Source organism: Micrococcaceae bacterium Sec5.7, from assembly GCA_039636785.1.
Classification (GTDB): domain Bacteria; phylum Actinomycetota; class Actinomycetes; order Actinomycetales; family Micrococcaceae; genus Arthrobacter.
In genome coordinates, this window is record CP144169.1 from 2,602,266 (window position 1) to 2,625,073 (window position 22,808).

At 62.6% G+C, this 22,808-nt stretch carries 26 protein-coding genes; 10 read left to right on the plus strand and 16 right to left on the minus strand.

The window, feature by feature from the left end; genetic code table 11:
* Nucleotides 1-7: 7 nt before the first annotated feature.
* The 3 genes from V3C33_12350 to sigE all read right to left on the minus strand — a co-directional run bounded on the left by V3C33_12350 (nt 8) and on the right by sigE (nt 2,109).
* A complete protein-coding gene (locus tag V3C33_12350; GenBank protein XAS66287.1) occupies nt 8-415 on the minus strand; it encodes a Sec-independent protein translocase TatB in 408 nt (135 codons plus the stop codon).
* A 69-nt stretch (nt 416-484) separates the two neighbouring features.
* Nucleotides 485-1,483, minus strand: a complete 999-nt coding sequence (locus tag V3C33_12355) for an anti-sigma factor (protein XAS66288.1) — start codon at nt 1,481-1,483, stop codon at nt 485-487.
* Between the two features lie 8 nt (nt 1,484-1,491).
* Nucleotides 1,492-2,109, minus strand: a complete 618-nt coding sequence (gene sigE, locus V3C33_12360) for an RNA polymerase sigma factor SigE (protein ID XAS66289.1) — start codon at nt 2,107-2,109, stop codon at nt 1,492-1,494.
* 305 nt (nt 2,110-2,414) lie between these two features.
* Between sigE and V3C33_12365 the strand changes: the two genes are divergently transcribed.
* Entirely contained in the window at nt 2,415-3,047 is a 633-nt protein-coding gene (locus tag V3C33_12365) for an O-methyltransferase (GenBank protein ID XAS66290.1), read from the plus strand.
* Nucleotides 3,048-3,092: 45 nt separating this feature from the next.
* On the opposite strand, the gene V3C33_12370 is transcribed toward V3C33_12365, so the two are convergent.
* The 4 genes from V3C33_12370 to V3C33_12385 all read right to left on the minus strand — a co-directional run bounded on the left by V3C33_12370 (nt 3,093) and on the right by V3C33_12385 (nt 5,906).
* On the minus strand, nt 3,093-3,260 hold the full coding sequence (locus V3C33_12370; GenBank protein XAS66291.1) for a DUF3117 domain-containing protein: 168 nt from the start codon (nt 3,258-3,260) through the stop codon (nt 3,093-3,095).
* Nucleotides 3,261-3,493: 233 nt separating this feature from the next.
* Nucleotides 3,494-4,708, minus strand: coding sequence for a hypothetical protein (locus V3C33_12375; protein XAS66292.1), 1,215 nt, complete (start codon nt 4,706-4,708; stop codon nt 3,494-3,496).
* 29 nt (nt 4,709-4,737) lie between these two features.
* Nucleotides 4,738-5,097: a DivIVA domain-containing protein gene (locus V3C33_12380; GenBank protein ID XAS66293.1), complete on the minus strand. Its 360-nt coding sequence runs from the start codon at nt 5,095-5,097 to the stop codon at nt 4,738-4,740.
* A gap of 23 nt (nt 5,098-5,120) precedes the next feature.
* Nucleotides 5,121-5,906: a TIGR00730 family Rossman fold protein gene (locus V3C33_12385; GenBank protein ID XAS66294.1), complete on the minus strand. Its 786-nt coding sequence runs from the start codon at nt 5,904-5,906 to the stop codon at nt 5,121-5,123.
* A gap of 105 nt (nt 5,907-6,011) precedes the next feature.
* Here V3C33_12385 and V3C33_12390 point away from each other — a divergent pair, with 105 nt between their 5' ends.
* The 4 genes from V3C33_12390 (at nt 6,012) to V3C33_12405 (ending at nt 9,292) form a co-directional block, all read left to right on the plus strand.
* On the plus strand, nt 6,012-6,767 hold the full coding sequence (locus V3C33_12390; GenBank protein XAS66295.1) for an amino acid ABC transporter ATP-binding protein: 756 nt from the start codon (nt 6,012-6,014) through the stop codon (nt 6,765-6,767).
* A 57-nt stretch (nt 6,768-6,824) separates the two neighbouring features.
* Nucleotides 6,825-7,709 (plus strand): glutamate ABC transporter substrate-binding protein, encoded by an 885-nt coding sequence (locus V3C33_12395; GenBank protein XAS66296.1) that lies wholly within the window; start codon nt 6,825-6,827, stop codon nt 7,707-7,709.
* Nucleotides 7,710-7,805: 96 nt separating this feature from the next.
* A complete protein-coding gene (locus V3C33_12400) occupies nt 7,806-8,456 on the plus strand; it encodes an amino acid ABC transporter permease (GenBank protein ID XAS66297.1) in 651 nt (216 codons plus the stop codon).
* Nucleotides 8,453-9,292 (plus strand): amino acid ABC transporter permease, encoded by an 840-nt coding sequence (locus tag V3C33_12405; GenBank protein ID XAS66298.1) that lies wholly within the window; start codon nt 8,453-8,455, stop codon nt 9,290-9,292. The genes V3C33_12400 and V3C33_12405 overlap by 4 nt, the downstream gene beginning before the upstream one ends.
* Nucleotides 9,293-9,355: 63 nt before the next feature.
* Here V3C33_12405 and dapE read toward each other — a convergent pair whose 3' ends face one another.
* Nucleotides 9,356-10,489, minus strand: a complete 1,134-nt coding sequence (dapE, locus tag V3C33_12410) for a succinyl-diaminopimelate desuccinylase (GenBank protein XAS66299.1) — start codon at nt 10,487-10,489, stop codon at nt 9,356-9,358.
* A 50-nt stretch (nt 10,490-10,539) separates the two neighbouring features.
* Here dapE and dapD point away from each other — a divergent pair, with 50 nt between their 5' ends.
* On the plus strand, nt 10,540-11,586 hold the full coding sequence (gene dapD / locus V3C33_12415; GenBank protein XAS66300.1) for a 2,3,4,5-tetrahydropyridine-2,6-dicarboxylate N-succinyltransferase: 1,047 nt from the start codon (nt 10,540-10,542) through the stop codon (nt 11,584-11,586).
* A gap of 65 nt (nt 11,587-11,651) precedes the next feature.
* On the plus strand, nt 11,652-12,509 hold the full coding sequence (locus tag V3C33_12420) for a hypothetical protein (GenBank protein ID XAS66301.1): 858 nt from the start codon (nt 11,652-11,654) through the stop codon (nt 12,507-12,509).
* Nucleotides 12,510-12,532: 23 nt separating this feature from the next.
* On the opposite strand, the gene V3C33_12425 is transcribed toward V3C33_12420, so the two are convergent.
* Nucleotides 12,533-13,144, minus strand: a complete 612-nt coding sequence (locus tag V3C33_12425) for a hypothetical protein (protein XAS66302.1) — start codon at nt 13,142-13,144, stop codon at nt 12,533-12,535.
* Nucleotides 13,145-13,225: 81 nt separating this feature from the next.
* Nucleotides 13,226-13,867: a TetR family transcriptional regulator C-terminal domain-containing protein gene (locus tag V3C33_12430; protein XAS66303.1), complete on the minus strand. Its 642-nt coding sequence runs from the start codon at nt 13,865-13,867 to the stop codon at nt 13,226-13,228.
* A gap of 107 nt (nt 13,868-13,974) precedes the next feature.
* Between V3C33_12430 and galE the strand changes: the two genes are divergently transcribed.
* On the plus strand, nt 13,975-14,988 hold the full coding sequence (gene galE, locus V3C33_12435; GenBank protein ID XAS66304.1) for a UDP-glucose 4-epimerase GalE: 1,014 nt from the start codon (nt 13,975-13,977) through the stop codon (nt 14,986-14,988).
* Between the two features lie 161 nt (nt 14,989-15,149).
* Here galE and V3C33_12440 read toward each other — a convergent pair whose 3' ends face one another.
* From V3C33_12440 to fdxA, 3 genes are all read right to left on the minus strand, one after another.
* Entirely contained in the window at nt 15,150-16,433 is a 1,284-nt protein-coding gene (locus V3C33_12440; protein ID XAS66305.1) for a citrate synthase, read from the minus strand.
* A 229-nt stretch (nt 16,434-16,662) separates the two neighbouring features.
* Nucleotides 16,663-17,811, minus strand: a complete 1,149-nt coding sequence (gene dapC / locus V3C33_12445; protein ID XAS66306.1) for a succinyldiaminopimelate transaminase — start codon at nt 17,809-17,811, stop codon at nt 16,663-16,665.
* 13 nt (nt 17,812-17,824) lie between these two features.
* A complete protein-coding gene (gene fdxA / locus V3C33_12450; protein ID XAS66307.1) occupies nt 17,825-18,151 on the minus strand; it encodes a ferredoxin in 327 nt (108 codons plus the stop codon).
* 152 nt (nt 18,152-18,303) lie between these two features.
* On the opposite strand from fdxA, the gene V3C33_12455 reads away from it, so the two are divergent.
* On the plus strand, nt 18,304-18,540 hold the full coding sequence (locus tag V3C33_12455; protein XAS66308.1) for a hypothetical protein: 237 nt from the start codon (nt 18,304-18,306) through the stop codon (nt 18,538-18,540).
* A gap of 12 nt (nt 18,541-18,552) precedes the next feature.
* Here V3C33_12455 and V3C33_12460 read toward each other — a convergent pair whose 3' ends face one another.
* Nucleotides 18,553-19,833: an MFS transporter gene (locus tag V3C33_12460; protein ID XAS66309.1), complete on the minus strand. Its 1,281-nt coding sequence runs from the start codon at nt 19,831-19,833 to the stop codon at nt 18,553-18,555.
* A 63-nt stretch (nt 19,834-19,896) separates the two neighbouring features.
* On the opposite strand from V3C33_12460, the gene V3C33_12465 reads away from it, so the two are divergent.
* On the plus strand, nt 19,897-20,406 hold the full coding sequence (locus V3C33_12465; protein XAS66310.1) for a helix-turn-helix domain-containing protein: 510 nt from the start codon (nt 19,897-19,899) through the stop codon (nt 20,404-20,406).
* Here V3C33_12465 and V3C33_12470 read toward each other — a convergent pair.
* On the minus strand, nt 20,403-20,810 hold the full coding sequence (locus V3C33_12470; GenBank protein ID XAS66311.1) for a hypothetical protein: 408 nt from the start codon (nt 20,808-20,810) through the stop codon (nt 20,403-20,405). The genes V3C33_12465 and V3C33_12470 overlap by 4 nt on opposite strands.
* A gap of 35 nt (nt 20,811-20,845) precedes the next feature.
* Complete coding sequence (gene typA, locus V3C33_12475) at nt 20,846-22,774, minus strand: translational GTPase TypA (GenBank protein XAS66312.1); 1,929 nt, start codon at nt 22,772-22,774, stop codon at nt 20,846-20,848.
* Between the last annotated feature and the right edge of the window lie 34 nt (nt 22,775-22,808).

Consider the following 22,808-nt stretch of genomic DNA (forward strand, 5'->3'; position numbering starts at 1 on the left):
CCAGATCCTAGGTGGCTTCGGAATCGAACGGTGCCGATTCGCCGTCGGCCAGTCGTTCGATGACCCGCTCAGGGTGTGACTCCGCGGCGGCACCGGCGGGTGCAGAGGAAACGGCGGCCACGGCAGCGACTGCCGGTGCGCCGACGCTGACAGGTTTCGTGTCGTCATCCAGAAGGGCTTCTTTAATGATCCGGCGAGGATCATACTGCCGGGGATCATACTTCTTCCAGTCGACCTCGTCGATGTCGATCCCGACTTCGTCCTTGATCTGCTCCCGGGCACCAGACGCCATGCGGCGGACTTCCTTGACCAGGTTCGCCAGCTTCTGGGTGTATTCGGGCAGTCGTTTGGGGCCAATCACCATGATGCCGATGAGCAGCAGAAGCAAAAACTCCGGGCCGTTGATTCCAAACACTTTAGGAAGATTACCCTCTCCGGGGGGCTGCTGACGACTCCCCGGCAATCAGGACACCGAATGTCCCCTTCATGGCGTGACAAGTTCCATGATCCTGCGGAGTCCGCGCTGCAGCCGTTCAGAAATCGAGTCGTTTCCAGGCGGCACAGGCTGTGGCCCTGCCGCGCTGGATTGCGAAGCGGCGAAGAGACCTTCCCCGGCCGTGGCGCCGGCATGCACCAGCACAGCGACGGCGTCGTCGGCCTGTTCAGGGGGAAGATCCGAAACGTACGTGAAGGTAGTGCCGGACGCCCGGTAGATGGCTGCCCAGGGCGCAGCAGTCCTGATCCACAGGGAGCCGTCATCAGCCGTCGGTGCATCCTGCAGTGCTCCGGCAGCAGCTGGAGCCGCGACGAAACCGTCGTCTACCGCCGGATGTCCGGTGAGCACGTTGATCGGGGAAACAGGGCTCCCCTCCGAAGCAGCGGTCTCGTCCGCAACCGAACGATTATCGGGAGTCCGGGTTGCGAGATGCTGTTCAAGAACCGTTGCGTAGTGCGCGCCGTCGGAAAGCCTCATCTTGAGGGCGGGCCGCCCGGAGACGACCGTTCCCTGAGCTGAGATAACATGAAACCCCATTGCCTGGAGCTCTGGGCATGCCCAGCCTTCAGTCCGCAACCCGGTCAGTTGAGTCCCTGTCAGATTCCTGCTTACTGCCGTTCCCTGTGTGCTCTGTTGGAGGACAGCCAACGAAGCAAAGGGCGCAACCACCGGCACCGGCTCCCCGGCCATGGCGAAGGCCGCCACTGCCACCATCCCGGCCGCAACTGCGGCGCCTCCGGCCGTGAAGACAAGCATCCTTGCCGGATGGAGGCCGGCGACCATTGGCTGCTCCTGCGCCATCGCAAGCTGCTGTGTGCGGGCCAACAGACGGGCAGTCAGATCCTGGCTGGCCTCGGGGATGACGGCTCCGCGCAGACGTTCAAGATACTGGCGTTCGCGGCGCAGAGCCGAACTGCAGTCGGTGCAGGACAGGATGTGGCTGCTGCTCCGGGGGTGTCTTCTGCCAAATCGATTCAGAGAACCCATGGCGCCAATCAGAGTATGCCGGCGATGCGGGGCATCTTAAGCCTCGGCTTACGGGACTGCTGGGGGCGGGGGTCGCGGTGGGCCAGTTTTTCCCGCAGCATGGTCCTGCCGCGGTGAATGCGGGAGCGCACTGTCCCGAGCTTGATGCCCAGAGCCACGGCAACTTCGTCGTAGGACAGTCCTTCAAGATCACACAGCACCACGGCAGCGCGGAAATCGGGAGGAAGTTCCTCCAACGCTGCGTGTACGTCGAGGTCAAGATTGTTGAACTCGAAGCTCTGCTCGGGGCCGGGCTCGCGTCCGGGAATTCTGGATTCGGCGTCTTCGGAAAGCGCATCGAAGCGGATCCGGCTCTTGCGCCTTGCCTGGTCAAGGAAAAGGTTGGTGGTGATCCGGTGCAGCCAGCCGTCCAGCGTCCCTGGCTTGAAATTCTCCAGGGACCGGAAGACCCGGACGAACACTTCCTGGGTGAGATCCTCGGCGTCGAACTTGTTCCCGGTGAGCCGGTAAGCCAGCCGGTAGACCTTGGCAGAGTGGTTGGTTACCACTTCTTCCCAGGTTGGCCTGACCCAGTCGGCCGCGGAATCTTCAATTGCAGGGACAGGTGCCACAACTGATGCTGACATCGTCCACTCCCCTCGTGGATGTACTAACGCCCGGATACTGCTGACGTCTATGGTTCGCCGCCGATCATCACCCGGATGAGCGGATGTCCATCATTTCAAAGTTGGCTGGGAATTTCCTGACTGCCACGGCACTTCAGCCCAAGGCGCAATGCCTGCCCCAGAACTCGCCCGCCACGCCGTGGCACAGGGGCTGCCGGAACAGTATCCGCAATCACATTCGGGCGCACCGTCACCTTCCGGTCCGGCACCGCCGGACACAGTACGCTGTAAGAAACCTGCACCCTTCCGCCCAGAAAGCGAATCCCATGAGCGCCGATAAGTCCACGAGCTGGTCCTACGCAGAAGATCTGCCTGCCGAGGATGAGGTCCTGCTGCACGCGCGCGAACGTTCCTTCGAGCTGGGAGTGACGCCCATCGGTCGCGGTGTGGGAGCAGTCCTGACTGTCCTGGCCGCAGCGTCAAAGGCACAGACCGCCGTCGAGATCGGCACCGGTGCCGGCATCTCGGGAGTCTGCATTCTTCGCGGTCTCGGCCCTCAGGCCGTGCTGACCACCATCGACGTGGACGTGGAACACCTCAAAGCTGCCCGCGAGGCGTTCCAGGAGGCCGGCAGCCCCGCCAACCGCACCCGCACCATTTCCGGCAGGGCCGGAGACGTTCTGCCGCGGTTGACTGACGCTGCCTACGATCTTGTGTTCATCGACGCTGACAAGCCCAGTTTCCCGGGCTACGTCGAGCAGGCCATCCGCCTGCTTAAGTCCGGCGGCCTGCTGATTATCAACGACGCCCTGGACAAGGACCGCGTTTCAAACCCGGCCGACCGTGAGTCCACCACCGTGGTTCTCCGTCAGGTGGGCAAGGCAATCCGCGACGACGACCGCCTCGCTTCCGCCATGCTGCCCACCGGCGATGGACTGCTGGTGGCAGTAAAAAAATAAGGCAGGGCCCGCAGCCGTCCGGCCGCGGAACCTTGCCCTGTGAAGCTATTCAGTAACGCCGACGAGGCATTCCTTGAGGTTGGCCGCCTCTGCAGCGTTGAGTTCGACCACCAGCCGCCCTCCGCCTTCGAGCGGTACGCGCATGATCAGGCTGCGACCCTCTTTGGTCACTTCCATAGGGCCGTCGCCGGTGCGTGGTTTCATAGCCGCCATGAGGAATTTCCCCTCCAATAGTCCCAGGACTTACCAGCCCGGCCGGGCTGTGTCCGCGAAGTCAAACAAGCCGCTAGGGCGGCCGGTACGGCAGCCGCCACAGCTGAACATTTTCGAATACTATTTGTTCTTGCTTGACCTCTATTATCCTGTAATTACCCGTCCGTAGCTAATCGATGGACATTCACGTCAACGGCGAATCCCGCAGTTCGCAGCTTCGGCCCGGAACGGAATCATGGCGGATAGTCCCCGCCACCCGGTAATTGGGCCCAAGCCCACAGCCAGACAATCCAGACGATCTGCAGCAGCACGAACATGGTGACCACAGCGCCGCGGTATGCGCGCGAGCGCGAGACGAACGCTGCGCTGAGTGCCAGCGGAAACAGTGGCAGCAGCATCCTGAAAGTGCTGGTCTGCGGGTGCAGGAACATCACCAGATAGCCCATGTAGCAGACGCACCAAAGCCGAAGTTCAGTGCCCAGCAGCACCACGGGCCGTGACATCATCAGAAGGGCGAACAGTCCAGCGAAGACAAACGGCGCTAAGACCCCCAGCACTGGCCCGAACAGCTGGACCCCGGTGTCGAACCATGGCTTGAAGGGCACCAGATCCTGCCCTCGCCAGACAGTTTCCGTCTTGGTGTACGCCCCCACGTCCCCTGTAGCAGCCCAGGCCATGGCCGGCCACATCACGGCACCGGCTCCGCTGACCACCGTGAGCCCGGCCAACGACCAGAGCTCGCGGGGACTGTGGTTTCCGGCACCACGGTCGCGGCTGCGCTGCCAGAGCCGATACAGGAGGAGCAGACCGATCATGACTGCAAACGGGACACCGGTGGGTCTGGACAAGCACATTAACAGCACCACGGGCATGGCCCAAAGGTATTGGCGCCTCACCACCAGCAGCAGCGAGGAGGCGAGCAGCAGAAGGTTCATGGGCTCTGCATAGGGCACCTGCAGCACAGCGGAGACAGGGAACGTGGCGAAGAAAACCACAGCCCATAGCGCGGGGCCGTGCGTGGTCAGGTGACGGAAGATCCTGTACACCACCACTGCGGCACCCAGACCGGCCAACATTGCCACAAGCGTCAGCGACGCCGCCGGTTTGATGCCTGTCACTGCAGAGAATGCACGCGACAGGATCGGAAACAACGGGTAGAAGGCCCAGGTGTTCTCCGTGACATTGCCGGCGTCGTCCGTGGGAAGTTCCGCAGGGTAACCATTGCTGATGACCTGGCCATACCAGCGCGCATCCCAAATGTTGATGAAGTTCCAGTAGTCGGGTTTAGCCGGAAACCATGGGTTGATGTCCTGATGCAGGGCAGCGGCCATAAAGATGCAGGCGCTGACTATCCTGGCGGCAACGTAGAGAGCGGAAACCTGGACCCACCAGGGCCAGCGCCCGATGCTGGCTGCAAATCCTGAAGCCTTGTCCCGGATCGGCTCCATCAGACTCCGTGGTGTCGCGGAAGGCCCGTTCAAGGCCCCTCCTCCAAAACTGCCAGCCCCGATCGGAGCCTGCTGTTGAGCCGCTCGATTTCTGCGTCCTTGGCGGCCAGCTGGTCCCGCAGTTCGTCCAGCACCTGGTCCACTTGGTCCATCCGGTATCCGCGGAGACCCAGGGCAAAACGCACGCGGTCGACGTCGGCCGGCTCCGCCGCCGCCGGAAGCAACACAGCCGGCAGAGACGCCACCGGTTCGTCGAATCCATCGTCGATTTGTTTACCGCCCGCCTGCCGGTTCCTGAATATTCCAGGCGCCGTGCCAACGCCGACACACACCGTGACGCCGATCAGGGCGATGGCGAGGAATACCAGAAAGAAGCTCACAGCACCCATCGTGCCAGATCCCGGCGTGCTTGCTACTCAGGCCGCTGATCGCCGTTGACAGACGGGGCGCGCACGGTGCCGTGGAGCACCAGATCAACCGCCTCGCCGGGATCATCAACTACCTGGATCAGATCCAGATCTTTTTCCGACACCATTCCCTCGGCAACCAGGGTGCCCCGGATCCACTCGATCATGGGCCCCCAGAATGCCGTGCCCAGAAGCACGATGGGGAAGGACGTAACCTTCCGGGTCTGGACGAGCACCATGGCTTCGAAGAGCTCATCGAGCGTACCCAGGCCGCCGGGCAGCACGATGAAGCCCTGCGCATACTTCACGAACATGGTCTTCCGGGCGAAGAAATAGCGGAAGTTGATGCCAAGATCCACCCACTGGTTCAGGCCCTGCTCGAACGGTAGCTCGATACCGAGCCCAACCGAAACGCCGTTGCCATCCACCGCGCCCTTGTTGGCGGCCTCCATGGAACCCGGACCGCCACCGGTGATGACGGCGACCCCGGCTGCTGCGAGTTTGCGGCCTACTTCCACGCCCATTTCGTAGTAGGGGCTGCCAGGTCTGGTGCGGGCAGAACCGAAGACGCTGACTGCGGGGCCCAGATCCGCAAGAGCCCCGAAGCCCTCGACAAATTCGCTCTGGATGCGCAACACGCGCCAGGGATCGGTGTGGATGAACTGACCCGTGCCCTTGGTATCAAGCAGACGCTGATCCGACATTTCCACGGCCGCCTGCTTGCGGCGAAGCTCAAGCGGCCCCTTATGTCGTGGCTGGGAAGATTTGGCTGGGTCTGCGTTGATGCTCATCCCCCAAGGCTAGCCTGCTGAACTGCAGGTATCTCTTCAATTACGATCTGCAGGAAGTTGGAGTGATTCCCGTCATTGGTGACCAATGTTCGCTAGATTCTTCTTATGACTACTCAAGTGCCCGGCGATGCGCTCGTCTCCCTGAATGCTGTCAATAAGCACTACGGCCAGCTGCATGTTCTGAAGGACATCAACCTGCATGTCAGCAAGGGCGACGTGGTTGTAGTCATCGGACCTTCAGGCTCGGGCAAGTCCACCCTTTGCCGCGCCATCAACCGTCTGGAAACCATCGACGACGGTTCAATCTCCATCGACGGAATGCTGCTGCCTGAAGAAGGCAAGGAACTCGCCCGACTCCGCGCCGACGTCGGCATGGTGTTCCAGTCGTTCAACCTCTTCGCGCACAAGACCATCCTGGAGAACGTGACCCTGGGACCCATAAAGGTCAAGGGCATCCCCAAGGCGCAGGCGGAAAAGGAAGCCATGGCGATCCTCGAGCGCGTCGGCGTCGGAGTCCAGGCGCCTAAACTTCCGGCCCAGCTGTCCGGCGGCCAGCAGCAGCGTGTGGCAATCGCCCGGGCCCTGGCCATGAAGCCGAAGGTCATGCTTTTTGACGAGCCCACTTCTGCGCTGGACCCGGAAATGATCAACGAGGTCCTGGATGTCATGATCCAGCTAGCCAAGGAGGGCATGACCATGATCGTGGTCACCCACGAGATGGGCTTTGCCCGCAAGGCAGCAGACCGCGTGGTGTTTATGGCTGACGGCCAGATCGTCGAAGATGCCACCCCGGAAGAGTTTTTCACCAATCCCCAGAGCACCCGGGCGAAGGACTTCCTGTCCAAGCTCCTCACTCACTGACATCCCTCCGAGTTCGCACCCTGGCCGTTTCGGCGGCCGCCCAATGAAAGGAATGTTATGAAGGCATTTTTGACCCGAAGGAAGTCCCTTCTGGTAGCAGCATCCGCAGCCCTCGCTCTGACTCTGAGCGCTTGTGGCGGCGGCACCGGAGGTGGCACCAATCCCAAGCCGGCAGAGAAGCCAAGCTTCGCGGCGGGCACCACCATGGAGAAGATCGCCGCCGCGGGAAGCATCAAAATCGGCACCAAGTTCGATCAGCCACTCTTCGGCCAGGTCGGCCTGGACAACAAGCCGGTTGGCTTCGACGTTGAAATCGGCAAATTGATTGCCGCCAAGCTCGGAATTGCTGCTGACAAGATCGAATGGTCTGAAACGGTCTCGGCCAACAGAGAACCTTTCATTGAGCAGGGCAAGGTGGACCTTGTTATTGCCACTTACACCATCAACGACAAGCGCAAGAAGGTCGTCAGCTTCGCAGGCCCGTACTACGAAGCAGGCCAGGCCCTGATGGTGAACAAGGACAACACCGACATCACCAAGCCGGAGGACGTCAAGGGCAAGAAGGTCTGCTCCGTTACCGGCTCCACCCCGGCCGGCACCATCGTGGAAAAGTATGGAGCGGTCCTGGTACCTGCTGCAACCTACTCCGCCTGCCTTGAGCCGCTGCGCAACAAGCAGGTTGAAGCCATCACAACCGACAACGTCATTCTGGCCGGCCTGGTAGACAAGGAACCGGATGCCTTCAAGCTGGCATCCGAGGAGACCTTCACCAAGGAGCCTTACGGCATCGGTTTGAAGAAAGACGACACCGAGTTCCGGAACTGGATCAACGACCAGCTGGAGGCGTTCGGCAAGGACGGATCCTACAAGAAGGCCTGGGCAGACACCGCGGGCACGGTCATTAAGACGGCTCCCGAGCTCCCGGCCATCGACCGCTACTAAGCGTGTGGCGGTTACCGGAGGTCGCGCTCATCGCGGCTCCGGTAACCGCCGCTCCCGTCTACCGCTCCACTCCCCCAGACGCAGCCGAAGGAACCTATGGACGCCATCATCGAAAGCCTCCCTCTTTATTGGAACGGCTTTCTTAGAACTCTTTTCCTGTCTGCAGTTTCCGGAGTGATCGCGCTGCTGGCGGGCACACTGCTGGCCGCCGCCAGGGTCTCACCTGTGGCGGCCTTGCGCGGATTCAGCATGACCTACGTGGAAATACTGCGGAACACCCCACTCACAATTGCGTTCTTCTTTGCTGCCATTGTGCTGCCCAGGTTGGGAGTGAAGTTCGAACAGTTTGAGGTCGGGGCCATTATGGCCCTGAGTGCTTACACTGCAGCCTTCATCGCCGAGGCGGTCCGATCCGGCGTCAACAGCGTTCCGGTAGGACAGGCTGAAGCCGCCCGCAGTGTTGGAATGCAGTTCGGCCAGGTGCTGTCGCTGATTATTCTTCCGCAGGCCGTCCGCACAGTGATTCCGCCTCTCATCAATATCCTGATCGCCCTGGTCAAGAACTCATCCGTTGCCGGTGCATTCTTTGTTCTTGAACTGTTTGGCTACGGTCGCCAGCTGGCAAACTCGAACGGCGATCAGGTGATGGCGGTGCTGCTCGGCGTGGCATTCTTCTACCTCCTTATTACCGTACCCCTGGGCATACTGGCCAGCACCGTCGAACGAAAGGTGGCGATCTCCCGATGAGCTCAGTTCTCTACGATGTGCCTGGGCCAAAAGCCCGCCGCGTATCCCTGATTGGTTCGGTGATAGGCGTGGTGGTCATTGCCGGCCTGCTGGCCTGGGGCATCTCCATCCTTGCTCAACAGGGAATCTTTGAGGGCAGGCGCTGGGCCATCTTCGGCCGCCTGGACGTCTGGTCGCTGATCGGAAACGGCATCGGCGCCACCCTGAGTGCGGCGGCAGTTGCAGCGGTTGTCGCGTTCCCTTTGGGCCTGTTGTTCTGCCTCCTGCGCATCTCCGACATCGCGGCCATCCGCATTCCCGCGCGCATAGTCCTCGAGTTCCTGCGCGGCATGCCGGTGGTCCTGATGATGCTGTTTGTGCTCTTGGTTTTCGGCACCAACCAGTTCATCGCCGTTGTTGCCGGACTGGTCCTCTACAACGCAGCCGTCTTTGCTGAGATCATCCGGGCGGGCATCCAATCGCTGCCCAAGGGGCAGCGGGAGGCTGGCCTCACCGTTGGACTGACGAGCTTCCAGTCACGCATGATCATCGAACTGCCACAGGCCATCCGTCGGATGATGCCTTCCTTGGTGGCTCAGCTGGTGGTGCTGCTCAAGGACACCTCGCTGGGCTATATCGTCGCCTACGGGGAGCTGCTCCGCGCAGTGCAGGTCATGGCCGACTTCCTGGGCACGCAGTACTTGTTCCCGATCTTCTTCGTCGCCGCTGCGATCTACATCGCCATCAACCTTTGTGTGTCCCGGCTGGCAATCTGGATCGAACGCCGCGGTTCCAAAAAGGCCGCCGGCGGCGTGGCCAAAGTACCCGCTGCAGGAGTGGCACCTGCAATCAGGTGAGCGCCGCAGACATGGAGTAGGCCCGCACCCGGACGGCTGCTGGCCCCACGCTCCCAGCGCGTATTACGTCAGCCAGGTGCGCAGCGCGCGCAGGCACTCTCGGATGGCCTCTGCCTCCACATGTTCGTTGTCCTTATGGGCCAGCAGCGCATCGCCGGGCCCGAAGTTAACCGCCGGGATGCCCAGTTCGCTGAAGCGCGCGACGTCGGTCCAGCCGTATTTGGGCTTGGGCTCGGCTCCGACAGCCGCGACGAAGGACGCGGCAGCAGGATGGTTCAGTCCCGGACGCGCACCGGCGGCGCTGTCCGTCCGGACGACGTCGAAGCCACCCAGCAGTTCACGAACGAGGGCTTCCGCCTGATCCGGGGTTTTGTCCGGCGCAAAACGGTAATTGATCTCCACGACGCAACGGTCCGGAATGACGTTTCCAGCTGTGCCGCCGTGGATCCTCACTGCGTTGAGGCTCTCCCGGTAATCCAGACCGTCCACGTTGATGGTCTGCGCTTGGTACGCCGCCAACCGCCCCAGAATCGGCGCCGCCGCGTGGATGGCGTTGTTGCCCATCCACGCCCTGGCCGAGTGCGCCGCTTCGCCTTCCGTGGTGGCCTCGAAACGGATGGTGCCGTTACAGCCGCCCTCCACGGTCCCGTCCGTCGGTTCGAGCAGGATCGCGAAGTCGCCGTCGAGGAGATCCCCGTAGTTGCGGACCAACCTCCCCAGCCCGCTCTTGGTGGCTTCTACTTCCTCATGGTCGTAGAAAACAAAGGTGACATCCTTGCCCGGCCGGGCACCGCCGTCGAACATTGACGCCGCCAGCGCAAGCTGGACGGCAACTCCGCCCTTCATGTCAGTGGCACCCCGGCCGTAGAGAACCCCTTCGCCGGGCACTCCCGATTCCCAGGTTGACGGAATGGTGCCCAGCGAACCCTCGGTGAGCGGGAGGGGGACGGTATCAAGGTGACCAGCCAGAATCACGCGCTCGGGCCGGCCAAGGTTGGTCCGGGCAATGATTGAATCGCCGTCGCGGACCATGGACAGGCCCGGGACAGCGCCCAGTGCCAGCTCAACGGCGTCGGCGAGTGCCTTTTCGTTTCCGGACACACTGTTGATATCCATCAGTGCGGCGGTCAGGAGCGCAACGTCCTGGCGAAGGTCCAGCGGTACACGGACGGTTACGGGGGCGGATTCAGCAGTCACTTTCACAGTCTAGTTCGAGTCCGGCGTCCTCCTCTCGATAGACTGGAGTCATGACTGAGACCGCTGCAACCGCCGTGCCCGCAGACCATCCTGAACGCGCTGACCAGCCCGTACCCGCCAACGCCCGCTCCGCGTACGGCTTCGGGGTGGCAACTATCGCCACAGGCAACGGCGAGGCAACGGTGCTTGACGTCTGGTTCCCGGCCCCGGCTCTCGGCATTGCAGCTGAGAACCTGCGGGCGGTGGAAAACGCCGATGAATCCCTTGCCCAAATTGCGGCCAACGGCAACGACGCTGACCGCGGTACGGAACAAAAGGTGGTATTCGCCCAGATCAATCTGGACGAGGCCCCTGCGGACACCGCTGACGCCTACCTCCGCCTGCATCTGCTCTCCCACCGCCTGGTCCAGCCCAACACCATCAATCTGGATGGCGTCTTCGGAAAACTCCCCAACGTGGTGTGGACCAACTTCGGCCCGGCTGCGGTGGAGGGCTTTGAGCTGACGCGTGCCAAACTTCGCCGGCGCGGTGCCGTGACCGTGTTCGGAATCGACAAATTCCCTCGCATGGTGGATTACGTTGTCCCCTCCGGCGTGCGGATTGCCGACGCCGACCGCGTACGGCTGGGCGCTCATCTGGCTCAAGGCACCACGGTGATGCACGAAGGATTTGTGAACTTCAACGCAGGCACGCTCGGAACATCCATGGTGGAGGGCCGCATCTCCGCAGGTGTCGTGGCAGGCGATGGGACAGACGTTGGCGGCGGCGCCTCGATCATGGGCACCCTGTCCGGCGGCGGCAAGGAAAAGATCGCCCTCGGCGAGCGCGTGCTGCTGGGCGCAAACTCGGGCGTGGGCATCAGCATCGGCGATGACTCCGTAGTTGAGGCCGGCCTGTACGTTACAGCCGGTACCCGCGTCAGGGTGGTCGGTCCCAAGGACGCCGACGGCGAGGACACCACAAAGATCGTCAAGGCCGTGGAACTCTCCGGCGTGCCCAACCTGTTGTTCCGCCGCAACTCAACCAGCGGAGCCGTTGAGGTTCTCCCCCGCAAGGGACAGACCGTTGAGCTCAACGACGCCCTGCACGCCAACTGAATCGACACTCAACACCCGACAACCGCATTTCAATCGGCCCGAGCAGGGCCTGAGGGAGTAGCCTCGTGGCACGGACAAGCGGCCTGCGCCGCGCGGTGACGATTGTGCTTGCCCTCGTACTGGTCGCTGGAGGCATTTACACGGCTATCGCCTTGCTGCAGCGTTCGGAAACGCTGGTCACAGAGGGCTGCACCGCCGTCGTCGGTTCCCAGACTGCGGAACTTGCCACAGACCAGGCAGCCAACGCCGCGCTGATAACAGCCGTCGCCGTGAAGCGGGGACTGCCGCCACGGGCAGCCAGCATTGCCCTGGCCACGGCGATGCAGGAATCGAAACTCCGCAACATCGACCACGGGGACCAGGCCGGTCCGGACTCGCGGGGGTTGTTCCAGCAGCGCCCCTCCCAGGGATGGGGGACCGAAGACGAGGTGAAGGATCCGCGCCACGCCACCAATGCCTTCTATGATGCCCTGGTCAAGATCCCCGGCTACGAGGCACTCGAAATCACCGATGCCGCCCAGCGGATACAGAGATCGGCCTATCCCCGTGCGTACGCGCAGCACGAGGCCATGGGGCGCTCCTTCGCCTCGGCATTGACCGGTCAGACTCCGGAAGCCGTCAATTGCACGCTGCGATCCCCCGAAGCCGCCGGCGAGACCGGCGTGGTGATTGATGAACTGACAGCCGCTTACGGCACCGTGTCAGCAGTTGAGGACGGCCGGCAAGTGGTGGTGGAGGCCAGCGGCAGGCAGGCCTGGTCCGTTGCCCAGTGGGCGGTCGCCAACGCCAAAGAGCTCTCCGTGAGCCAGGTGGATGTGGACGGGCGCAGCTGGAACCGGCTGAAACGGGACGGCTGGCAGGAATCGGACGGGGCTGCCGGCCGGGTGACCATTACGGTTTCGGCGGCTCCCGCGGCAAACTAGCGCACCGCGGTCATCAGGCGCCCTCAGACGAGGAGATCCACAACCGGCTTCACATAGCTGCGGAACACATCCGGCTGCGACAGCAGCCCGTGGCTCATGATGATCTTGTCCGGTTCGAGATACCAGGCACGGTGTTCGATCAGCGGCAGTTCGATGATGGTCAGTGTGAAGTCCCTGGAACTGCGGCCGACTTCAAGCAACCGGTCATCAACCAGGTCTCCCAACAGCTGAACTGTCCCGTTGGCTTCCCGCTCAGCCTCCAGCACTGCGTATTCGCTGCGCCGTTCCCGCGCCCACGTCAGTGCCGAGCCAAAATGCGCTTGAAGTACCCGCCGAAGCGCGGGTGAATTGCCGAACGCTTTGAAGTTTGGCGGGGCCAGCTCCGGCGCCATCTGCGGATGTGCCTTGAGTAGCTGCTCCCACCAGGCTTCCCACTCAGTCTTGAGCGCACTGATGCCGCCGACTTCTGCAGTGAGGTGGGTGTGATCTGCGGGGCGTATCTTAGGGGTGGCATGCGAGAGCGAGGGACGGCCGGCGCCGTCCAGTCCGGCTGCATCACGCACATACAGGGCGATGAGCATTGGCCCCGACATATCCATGGTGATCCTCCAGCCGGGACCGCCTGTGTGGTGCATCCGAATGCCTCCCTTGGCATGATCTCTCTGGTCCGGTTACCCGATCCCCGTCTTCCAGTCTATTCCCGAAGCCCCCGGACGTTAACGGGATCTCGCTCTGGCATTCATGCCTGCGAGGTGGGATTCAAGGACGTCGCGGCACATCTGCGCAGTCATCCACTCCGGTTGGAGCAGGGCGTGCATGCACAGCCCGTCCAGGGTGGCGAGAAGCCGCTCCGCTTCCGTCACCAGCATGTGGTGTCCACCGGCGTCGTCGTCCACCAGTTCAGTGACTACCAGTTCAGCGACTATCTGCCCGACGACGGCTGCCACGGCGCGGTGGCTCCGGTCTGCTTCGCCTGCCAGGTACCGCTTGATGCGGGCGGCGTTTTTGAACGCCATCCACGCACACGCCTCCACGGCGCGTTCCTCGTCCAGCGGCAGGAACTCGCCCAGCAGTGTTAATACGGCCTCGTAATGCTCCGGCGAGCCCGGAGCCAGCCCGGACATAGCCTCCCTGGCGGCCACTAGGCGCCCGGTAACCCGGTCCACCACGGCGGCGAAGGAGTAGACCAGCAACTCTTCGCTTCCGGCAAAGTAGTGCCGGACGGAGCCCACTGCCAGCCCCGCCTCATCTGCTACTTCGCGGAGGGAAGCCCGCTCCAGTCCGTCTGCGGCAATGATCCGGAAGACGGCTTCAACAACTTCCTGCCGCCGGGCAACGGGATCCACGATTTTAGGCATTCCTAGTATTTAGCACACATGTGCTGCCAAGCTGCCGTGCCACACCGGCGGCTGCCGAACTCAGCAACACCCGGCAGGCCGCGCCGGAATTGGGATAGCGTTGGAGCATGAAAATTCTGGTCACGGGAGGCACCGGCTACATCGGTTCCCACACTGTTCTGTCCCTGCAGGAAGCCGGCCATGAGGTGGTGGTCATCGACAACCTCGTGAACTCGAGTGAAGAGTCATTGCGCCGCGTCGCGGAACTCAGTGGCAAAACAGCGGTGTTCCACCACGTTGATCTAGTGGACGAGCCCGCCGTGGAGGAGGTCTTCGCCCGGCACAGCATCGACGCCGTAATCCACTTTGCCGGCCTCAAAGCCGTGGGCGAGTCCGTCCGCGAACCGCTGAAGTATTACTACAACAATCTCGTGGGCACGCTGAACCTGATCCGGGTCATGGACAGGCACAACGTCCGCTCCATCGTGTTCAGCTCCTCAGCCACCGTCTACGGCGAACACAATCCGATTCCCTATGTGGAAAAAATGGAAATCGGCGCCAACAACCCCTACGGACGCACCAAGGAACAGATCGAGGACATCCTCGCCGACCTCGGCGCCGCGGACGACCGCTGGCACATTGCGCTGCTGCGCTACTTCAACCCGGTGGGTGCGCACCCCTCCGGCCGGATCGGCGAGGATCCGCAAGGGATCCCCAACAACCTGGTCCCCTTCATCGCCCAGGTTGCCGTGGGCCGCCGCGACAAACTCATGGTCTTCGGCGGCGACTACGACACTCCCGACGGCACATGCCTGCGCGACTACATCCACGTGGTGGACCTCGCCGAAGGCCACCTGGCCGCCCTGAACCATGTGACCGACCGCACCGGCGTGTTCCGCTGGAACCTCGGCTCCGGCAAGGGATCCTCCGTACTGGACGTGCTGCGCTCCTTCGAAAAGGCAGTGGGCCACGAACTCCCCTACGAGATCACCGGCCGCCGCGCCGGCGACCTCCCCGCCTTCTGGGCAGACGCCGCCTCAGCCCTCGCCGACCTGAGCTGGTCCACCACCAAAACCGTCGACCAGATGTGCGAGGACCACTGGCGCTGGCAGAAGAACAACCCGCTGGGCTATCAGTCCTAGTCCTTCCCATTCATCGGTTGCTCTGTAACTGCCCTTATGGGCCCTCACAAGGGCAGTTACGGAGCAGTCGATGACGACTATCGACGACGGCGGCCGCCCACCTCGCAAGGTGAGCGGCCGCCGTCGTGATTAACCAGGTTTCGCGGAGCCCGGGGACTGCGCTATACGGAGGGGTACTGCCGTTCCGGCTCTCCGATGTAGAGCTGACGCGGACGGCCGATCTTGGTATTGGGATCGCTGATCATTTCGCGCCACTGGGCAATCCAGCCCGGCAGGCGGCCGATGGCGAAGAGCACCGTGAACATCTTCTCCGGGAAACCCATGGCCTTGTAGATCAGGCCGGTGTAGAAGTCCACGTTCGGGTAAAGCTTTCGCTCGATGAAGTAGTCATCCTGCAGCGCCTTCTCTTCGAGCCGCATGGCGATGTCTAGAAGTTCGTCGTTGCCGCCGAGCTTGCCGAGGATCTCGTGTGCCGTTGCCTTGATGATCTTGGCGCGGGGATCGTAGTTCTTGTAGACGCGGTGCCCGAACCCCATCAGGCGCACGCCGTCTTCCTTGTTCTTGACTTTCTCCATGTAGTCCTCCGGCTTGATGCCGTCGGCCTGGATCTGGCGCAGCATCTTGAGCACTGCCTCGTTGGCGCCGCCGTGGGCAGGGCCGAAGAGTGCATTGATGCCTGCAGAAACCGAAGCGAACAGGTTGGCGTTGGAGGAACCCACCAGGCGCACGGTGGACGTGGAGCAGTTCTGCTCGTGGTCTGCGTGCAGGATCAGCAGGAGGTCCAGTGCCTTAACGATCACCGGGTCCATCTCGTACTGCTCGGCCGGCAGGCCGAAGCTGAGGCGCAGGAAGTTCTCCACGAGGTTCATGGAGTTGTCCGGGTACAGCATGGGCTGGCCGATTGACTTCTTGTGGGCGTAGGCAGCAATCACCGGCATCTTGGCCATCAGGCGGATGGTGGAAACTTCCACCTGCTCGGCGTTGAACGGATCCAGCGAGTCCTGGTAGAACGTGGAGAGCGCGGACACGGCCGACGACAGCACAGGCATCGGGTGCGCGTCGCGCGGGAAACCGCTGAAGAAGCCCTTGAGCTCTTCGTGCAGCAGGGTGTGGTGGCGGATGCGCTGGTCAAAAGCCTCCAGCTCGGTGGGGGTGGGCAGGTTGCCGTAGATCAGCAGGTATGAAACTTCCAGAAAACTGGAGTGCTGGGCAAGCTGCTCGATCGGGTACCCGCGGTAACGCAGGATTCCGGCATCGCCGTCGATGTAGGTGATTGCCGAGGTGGTTGCTGCGGTATTCATGAAGCCAGGGTCAAAGGCGACTGCACCCGTCTGCTTCAGCAGCTTGGAAACGTCATAGCCTTCGTTTCCTTCAACAACCTTGATGCGCGGGAGCTTGAGCTCGCCACCTGCATGCAGCAGGGTTGCGCTTTTGGTCTCAGTCATGGAGTCCCCTTCATGAGGCGTCTGGGCCTCTGTAGAAAGCTTGATCCAACATCCGGTGAGCCGGCCGCGCACCCTGCAGGGACAGGATTGCCAGCGCCCGGGCTGCCTACTTGTAGAAGCCACCATTGATAGTCAGTTAAAAAGTACCGCCCCTTGGCAAGGTGTCACTAATCCTGGACCGCTGAACTGCACCCAAAATGCGTCACTTGTGGCGGGAGTCACGTGATTGTTACGGGCCTGTGGCCAGACGCGCCACGGCAGCATCGATCCGTTCGTCCGTCCCGGTCAGCGCAACCCGCACAAATCCGTTGCCGGCGTCGCCGTAAAACACTCCAGGGCCCACCACAATTCCACGCTCTGCAAGCCGTCCCACGGTGTCCCAGGTTGCTTCACCGGCCGTGGACCAGAGATACAGCCCTGCCTTGGATTCATGGATTTCCAGACCGAACTGCTGCAGTGCAGGAGTGATCCGTTCCCGGCGGCCGCGGTACAGGTCCTTCTGCGCCTGCACATGGCTGTCATCGGCGAGGGCAACACGCATGGCTTCCTGGACCGGGTAGGGAACGATCATGCCGGCATGCTTTCGGCTGTTCACCAGATTGGCCATGAGCGAGGGGTCGCCGGCAACGAACGCCGCCCGGTAGCCGGCCAGGTTGGACTGCTTGCTCAGCGAATACACGGCCAACAGTCCTTCGTGTGATCCGCCGGCAACGCGCGGATCGAGAATGCTGGGAACCGCTTCGCCGCCGCGCTGGAGGTCCCATTCGCCCCAGCCCAGTTCGGCGTAGCATTCATCCGATGCCACCACTGCGCCGAGTTCGCGTGCCTGGTCAACAATCCGCTTCAGGGACTCGGTGTTGCGGACGCTTCCCGTGGGGTTCCCCGGCGAGTTGATCCAGATCAGGCGCACTTTGGCACGCGTGGCCGCATCCAGTTCATCGAGGTCGTCGGCAGCAACTGCCGTAGCGCCGGCGAATGTGGCGCCGATGTCGTAGGTGGGGTATGCCACAGATGGACGCACAACAACGTCGCCCGGCTTCAGCCCCAGCAGCATTGGCAGCCATGCCACAAGTTCCTTGGAGCCGATGGTGGGCATCACGTTGTGGGGGTCCAGCCCGACCACACCGCGGCGGCGTTCAAACCACGCCGCGACGGCTTCGCGCAATGCGGGCGTGCCGTGCACCGTGGGGTATCCCGGGGCGTCAGCGGCATTCCGGAGTGCGTCCTGTACCAGCGCCGGAGTGGGGTCCACAGGTGTGCCTATTGAAAGATTGACTGCGCCGTCGGGGTGCCTGGCCGCTGAAGCAAGAAATGGCGCCATAGCCTCCCAAGGGTAATCGGGAAGGCTGAGACCGAAACTGCGCACAGCAGATTTCACTGACGCGCCGCGCTTAGGCGTCTTGGTTCTGCGGCGGCAGAGCGGCAATCATGGGGTGGTCCGTTCCGGTGTTGCCGATTTTTGCGGCACCGCCCGGCGAGCCCAGGACATCGAAGAATTCTACGTTGGCCTTGTAGTAGTCGGCCCACTCGTCCGGGGTGTCATCCTCGTAGTAGATGGCTTCAACGGGGCATACGGGCTCACACGCACCGCAGTCAACGCACTCGTCCGGGTGAATGTAGAGGGAGCGCTCACCTTCGTAGATGCAGTCGACCGGGCACTCCTCAATACATGCCTTGTCCTTAACATCTACACACGGCTGCGCGATTACGTAGGTCACGTCCCTTGCCTCTCCACGTTGGTTCCGGCTGCAGACCGGTTATTGCTTCCGGCTCATATGCCGGACTAATGACTTACGAGCCTATTATCTCCCGGCCCGTTCCCGCGAACCTAGCGGAGCGTCACACTTACGGAACGTCATATTATGAACAGGTGAGTTTGACTACGCCCCAGGCTTTCCTTGCGGCCGCTGCTCCGGGAACCCGGGTGGTGATCCGGTACCGGATCGACGGCGGGCTGACGGACGCGCTGGGCTATCTGACAGGACACGCCGACGGCGAGTGTATCGTCCGTACCCGGCAGTCCGACGTCGTGATTCCCTTGGGCCTGGTAGTGGCCGCCAAGGAGGTGCCGCCGGCGCCTGAGCGCCGGCGGCCGCGGCCGGTTTGAGTCCGGGGCCGGTCAGTCTTCCTGGACTGCGTCCGGGAGCTTCCGCATCCCCAGCAGCGGCGAGAACAGCACGGGCGCCATAAACAGGGCGCTTCCTGCGACGCCGATCCACATGGTGGCAACCAGTCCGATGCTTTCGCCAAGGTAGCCCGAGGCCAGGGCGGCGATCGGCATCACGCCCCACACGACGAACCGGATCGACGCGTTCATCCTGCCGAGCAAAGGGGGCGGACATACCCGCTGGCGCATGGTCAGCTGCATGATGTTGTAGATCAGGACCCCGAATGCGAACCCGAACTCCGAGATGATCAGCAGCACGAGTGATACCGCGGAGTTCCCTGCAACGGCCGCGACGGGCACCAGAGCCAGAAAAGCCGAGCTGATGATGGCGCCCACGGGAATGACGGTTCCTTCGCCGATCCAGGCAGCCACCCGGGGCGCGGCAATGGCTCCGAGCAGACCGCCTGCGGCGCCCACCGTCATGATGAGTCCCATGCCCTGGGGCCCGAGCCCGAGATCACGAAGGATCAGCACCGGCATCAGCGTGAAGACCAGCGTGCTGGAGAAATTCACCCCGCCGGTGCAGGCCACAATGCGGCTGATCAGCGGGTGCCGGAGCACAAAGGCAAGGCCTTCGCGTATTTCCGCGGCGAGGAGGCGCCGGTCCGCAGCAGGGAGCCGTTGTTCTTTGTCCCGCGTGCGCCCCAGAAACACGGCGGACAGCAGATAGCCCAGAGACTCCCCCACAAAGAGCACCGGGGCCGTCACCAGTGTCAGCAGTGCGCCACCGGCCGCGGGCCCGCCGATCCGGGCGATCTGGGCCGTGGATTCCAGCTTGGAATTGGCCTGCGTCACATTCCCTGATTCCACCAGAATGGGCACATAACTCTGGTAGGAGACGTCGAAGAAGACGGTGGCTGTGCCCACCACGGCCGCAATCACGTAAAGGTGCCAGATCTCCAGCACCCCGCCCCACCACAGGAGCGGCACGGCGGCCATGACCGCCATCCTGATCAGATCCGCAATAATCATGGTGCGCCGCTTCAGCCACCGGTCCACCCACGCGCCCGCGGGAAGCCCCACAATCAGGAATGCGGCCAGGCCTGCGGCGTTGAGCAGACCCACCTCAAATTCGGAGGCCGCGAGCATGGAAACCGCCAGCACAGGAAACGCCAGCTGACCCAGCTGGGCACCGAGCTGGCTGATGGCCTGGGCAGTCCAGAAGGTGGTGAAGTTGCGGTCCCGCCACAGCGAGGTGGCGTGTTTGTCCGTGGCAGTGGATTCAGCAGTCACGGCATCAGTTTCAATCAGTGATTGACTTATGTCAATCACTGATTGCTGGCTAGACTGGCCGCTATGACAGCCCCGCTGGACAGCACCGAAGCAGACCTGCTGGCCAAGGGCCGCGCTCTGAGCTCTCCGCTCCGGCTGAGGATTCTGCGGCTGTGCCTGCACCAGTCCCGGACCAACAAGGAGATTGCCGAACTGCTGGGGATAAATCCGGCTTCAAGCCTCCACCACGTCCGCACCCTGGTCCGGACAGGATTCCTGCTGGCCCAGGAGCGCAGGAAGGGCAAGCGCGGGGCCGCGGAAGTCCCTTACATCGCCAGCCGGAACTCCTGGAGCACGCATGTGGACAATGTGTCGCCAGTCCTCATCGAGACGTTCCTGCAGGAAACCAGGGATCTTTCGCCGGAGGACATCGAGGTCTGGAGGCTGGGCGTGAAATTCAATGCGGCCCGCCGCGAGGAGATGCTGGGGAAAATCCGGGCCGTGCTTGAGGAATACATGGCCCTTCCGGCAGACGACGACGGCGAGGCCACCTCGCTGATGATCGCCCACCACAAGGACCCGTCAGCGGACTAGGCCGGCTGTCCGGAAGCACGATCTTCCGCAGCGGGACGCGTGCAGTACCGCCGGCACCAGGCGAGCATCGCCACAGTGATTCCCGCGATGCCATATACCCAGACATTGCCCGCCAGATCACCGGCAACAAGGCGCTTGCCCGGCTCCATCGTGGACCACCAGCCCGCCAGCATGTAGCACATCACCCCGGTTGCCGCCGTCGGTATCACCGAACGGAATGCTGCGGCCAAAAGCAGCTGGAGGGCGCCAAGAAGCAGCAGCGCTGCCACCGCACCCCACGGGAGTCCGACGCCGGCGATCAGCAGCTGCTGCCGGTGCAGCGCAGTGCCCGCGACGGCAGCAAAGAGAGCTGCCGACACGGCGGCGGCAACGCCGCCTGCCATACCGGCAGCTCCCTTATTCACGATTTATCCGTTCCCAGGAGCGGACTACGGGCAAACTAGGACTTCGCGCGGGCGCGGTTGGCCTTGCTGCGCTCGTTGATGTCCAGGATGAGCTTCCGGATACGGATGGAGTCCGGGGTGACCTCAACACACTCATCTTCGCGGGCGAATTCGAGCGACTCTTCGAGGGTAAGATCGCGCGGCGGCGTCAGGTTCTCGAAGGTGTCGGAGGAAGCCGCACGCATGTTGGTGAGCTTCTTTTCCTTGGTGATGTTCACGTCCATGTCGTCAGCGCGGGAGTTCTCGCCGACGATCATGCCTTCGTAGACCTCGGTGGTGGGCTTCACGAAGAAGGAACCACGCTCCTGCAGGTTGATCATGGCGAACGGCGTCACCACACCGGAACGGTCCGCGACCATGGAGCCGTTGGTGCGGTACTCGATGGGGCCGACCCAGGGCTCGTAGCCTTCGGAGATCGAGGCGGCGATACCGGCGCCACGGGTGTCCGTCAGGAACTTGGTGCGGAAACCGATCAGGCCACGGGCCGGAACGATGAACTCCATCCGGCACCAGCCGGTGCCATGGTTGGCCATATTGGTCATGCGGCCCTTGCGTGCTGCCATCAGCTGGGTCACGGAACCGAGGTATTCTTCCGGCACGTCGATGGTCATGTGCTCCATCGGCTCGTGGATCTTGCCGTCCACTGTGCGGGTAACAACCTGCGGCTTGCCAACGGTCAGTTCAAAGCCTTCACGCCGCATCTGCTCGACGAGGATGGCCAGCGCCAGCTCGCCACGGCCCTGGACTTCCCAGGCATCCGGGCGCTCGGTGGGAAGCACCTTGATGGAGACGTTGCCGATCAGTTCCTTGTCCAGACGGTCTTTGACCTGGCGGGCGGTGACCTTGGCGCCCTTGACCCTGCCGGCCAGCGGCGAGGTGTTGATACCGATGGTCATGGAGATGGCGGGGTCGTCAACAGTGATCAGCGGCAGCGGCTGCGGGTTATCGACGTCGGTCAGGGTCTCGCCGATGGTGATTTCCTCGATACCGGCGACAGCGACGATTTCACCCGGCCCGGCGGAGTCGGTAGGTACGCGGTCAAGAGCCTTGGTGGCCAGCAGTTCGGTGATCTTGACGTTCTTGAGCTCACCGTTGGCGCGTGCCCATGCGACGGTCTGGCCCTTGCGCAGGGTGCCGTTGTAGATACGCAGGAGGGCAAGGCGGCCCAGGAACGGGGAGGCATCCAGGTTGGTGACGTGCGCCTGCAGGACACCATCCGGGTTGTAGGTGGGGGCCGGGATGTGCTCGATGATTGTCTGGAACAGCGGTTCCAGGTCCTCATTGTCCGGGGCCGAGCCGTCTGCAGGCTGGTCCAGGGATGCGCGGCCAACCTTGGCGGCGGCGTAAACCACGGGAACGTTGAGGATTTTGTCCAGGTCAAGGTCCGGAACTTCGTCAGCGAGGTCTGATGCCAGACCCAGCAGGAGGTCCATGGATTCATGGACAACTTCTTCAATCCGGGCGTCAGGACGGTCCGTCTTGTTGACCAGCAGGATCACGGGCAGGTGCGCGGCCAGAGCCTTACGCAGCACAAAGCGGGTCTGGGGCAGGGGGCCTTCGGACGCGTCAACCAGGAGCACAACGCCGTCAACCATGGAGAGACCGCGTTCAACTTCGCCACCGAAGTCGGCGTGGCCCGGGGTGTCAATCACGTTGATGGTGATGGTTTCACCGTGGGACGACGGTCCATTGTAGGCAACCGTGGTGTTCTTGGCCAGAATGGTGATGCCCTTTTCGCGCTCCAGGTCACCGGAGTCCATGACACGGTCTTCAAGGTGGTTGTGCGCGGCAAAGGAGTTGGTCTGCTTGAGCATGGCGTCGACCAATGTGGTCTTGCCGTGGTCAACGTGGGCCACGATCGCGACGTTGCGCAGGTCACTGCGTGATGCAGTGTTTGCGGCTGTTTTGGTGGTGGTTTCAGACATGCGTAATGGCTCGATTCAGTGGTGAAGTCAGCTG

Bases quoted from the DNA above. Each gene is read 5' to 3' on its own strand.
- V3C33_12355 (XAS66288.1), bottom strand. From the start codon at position 1,483: ATGGGTTCTCTGAATCGATTTGGCAGAAGACACCCCCGGAGCAGCAGC.
- sigE (XAS66289.1), bottom strand. From the start codon at position 2,109: ATGTCAGCATCAGTTGTGGCACCTGTCCCTGCAATTGAAGATTCCGCG.
- V3C33_12365 (XAS66290.1), top strand. From the start codon at position 2,415: ATGAGCGCCGATAAGTCCACGAGCTGGTCCTACGCAGAAGATCTGCCT.
- V3C33_12370 (XAS66291.1), bottom strand. From the start codon at position 3,260: ATGGCGGCTATGAAACCACGCACCGGCGACGGCCCTATGGAAGTGACC.
- V3C33_12375 (XAS66292.1), bottom strand. From the start codon at position 4,708: ATGGAGCCGATCCGGGACAAGGCTTCAGGATTTGCAGCCAGCATCGGG.
- V3C33_12380 (XAS66293.1), bottom strand. From the start codon at position 5,097: ATGGGTGCTGTGAGCTTCTTTCTGGTATTCCTCGCCATCGCCCTGATC.
- V3C33_12385 (XAS66294.1), bottom strand. From the start codon at position 5,906: ATGAGCATCAACGCAGACCCAGCCAAATCTTCCCAGCCACGACATAAG.
- V3C33_12390 (XAS66295.1), top strand. From the start codon at position 6,012: ATGACTACTCAAGTGCCCGGCGATGCGCTCGTCTCCCTGAATGCTGTC.
- V3C33_12395 (XAS66296.1), top strand. From the start codon at position 6,825: ATGAAGGCATTTTTGACCCGAAGGAAGTCCCTTCTGGTAGCAGCATCC.
- V3C33_12400 (XAS66297.1), top strand. From the start codon at position 7,806: ATGGACGCCATCATCGAAAGCCTCCCTCTTTATTGGAACGGCTTTCTT.
- V3C33_12405 (XAS66298.1), top strand. From the start codon at position 8,453: ATGAGCTCAGTTCTCTACGATGTGCCTGGGCCAAAAGCCCGCCGCGTA.
- dapD (XAS66300.1), top strand. From the start codon at position 10,540: ATGACTGAGACCGCTGCAACCGCCGTGCCCGCAGACCATCCTGAACGC.
- V3C33_12425 (XAS66302.1), bottom strand. From the start codon at position 13,144: ATGCACCACACAGGCGGTCCCGGCTGGAGGATCACCATGGATATGTCG.
- V3C33_12430 (XAS66303.1), bottom strand. From the start codon at position 13,867: ATGCCTAAAATCGTGGATCCCGTTGCCCGGCGGCAGGAAGTTGTTGAA.
- galE (XAS66304.1), top strand. From the start codon at position 13,975: ATGAAAATTCTGGTCACGGGAGGCACCGGCTACATCGGTTCCCACACT.
- V3C33_12440 (XAS66305.1), bottom strand. From the start codon at position 16,433: ATGACTGAGACCAAAAGCGCAACCCTGCTGCATGCAGGTGGCGAGCTC.
- V3C33_12465 (XAS66310.1), top strand. From the start codon at position 19,897: ATGACAGCCCCGCTGGACAGCACCGAAGCAGACCTGCTGGCCAAGGGC.
- typA (XAS66312.1), bottom strand. From the start codon at position 22,774: ATGTCTGAAACCACCACCAAAACAGCCGCAAACACTGCATCACGCAGT.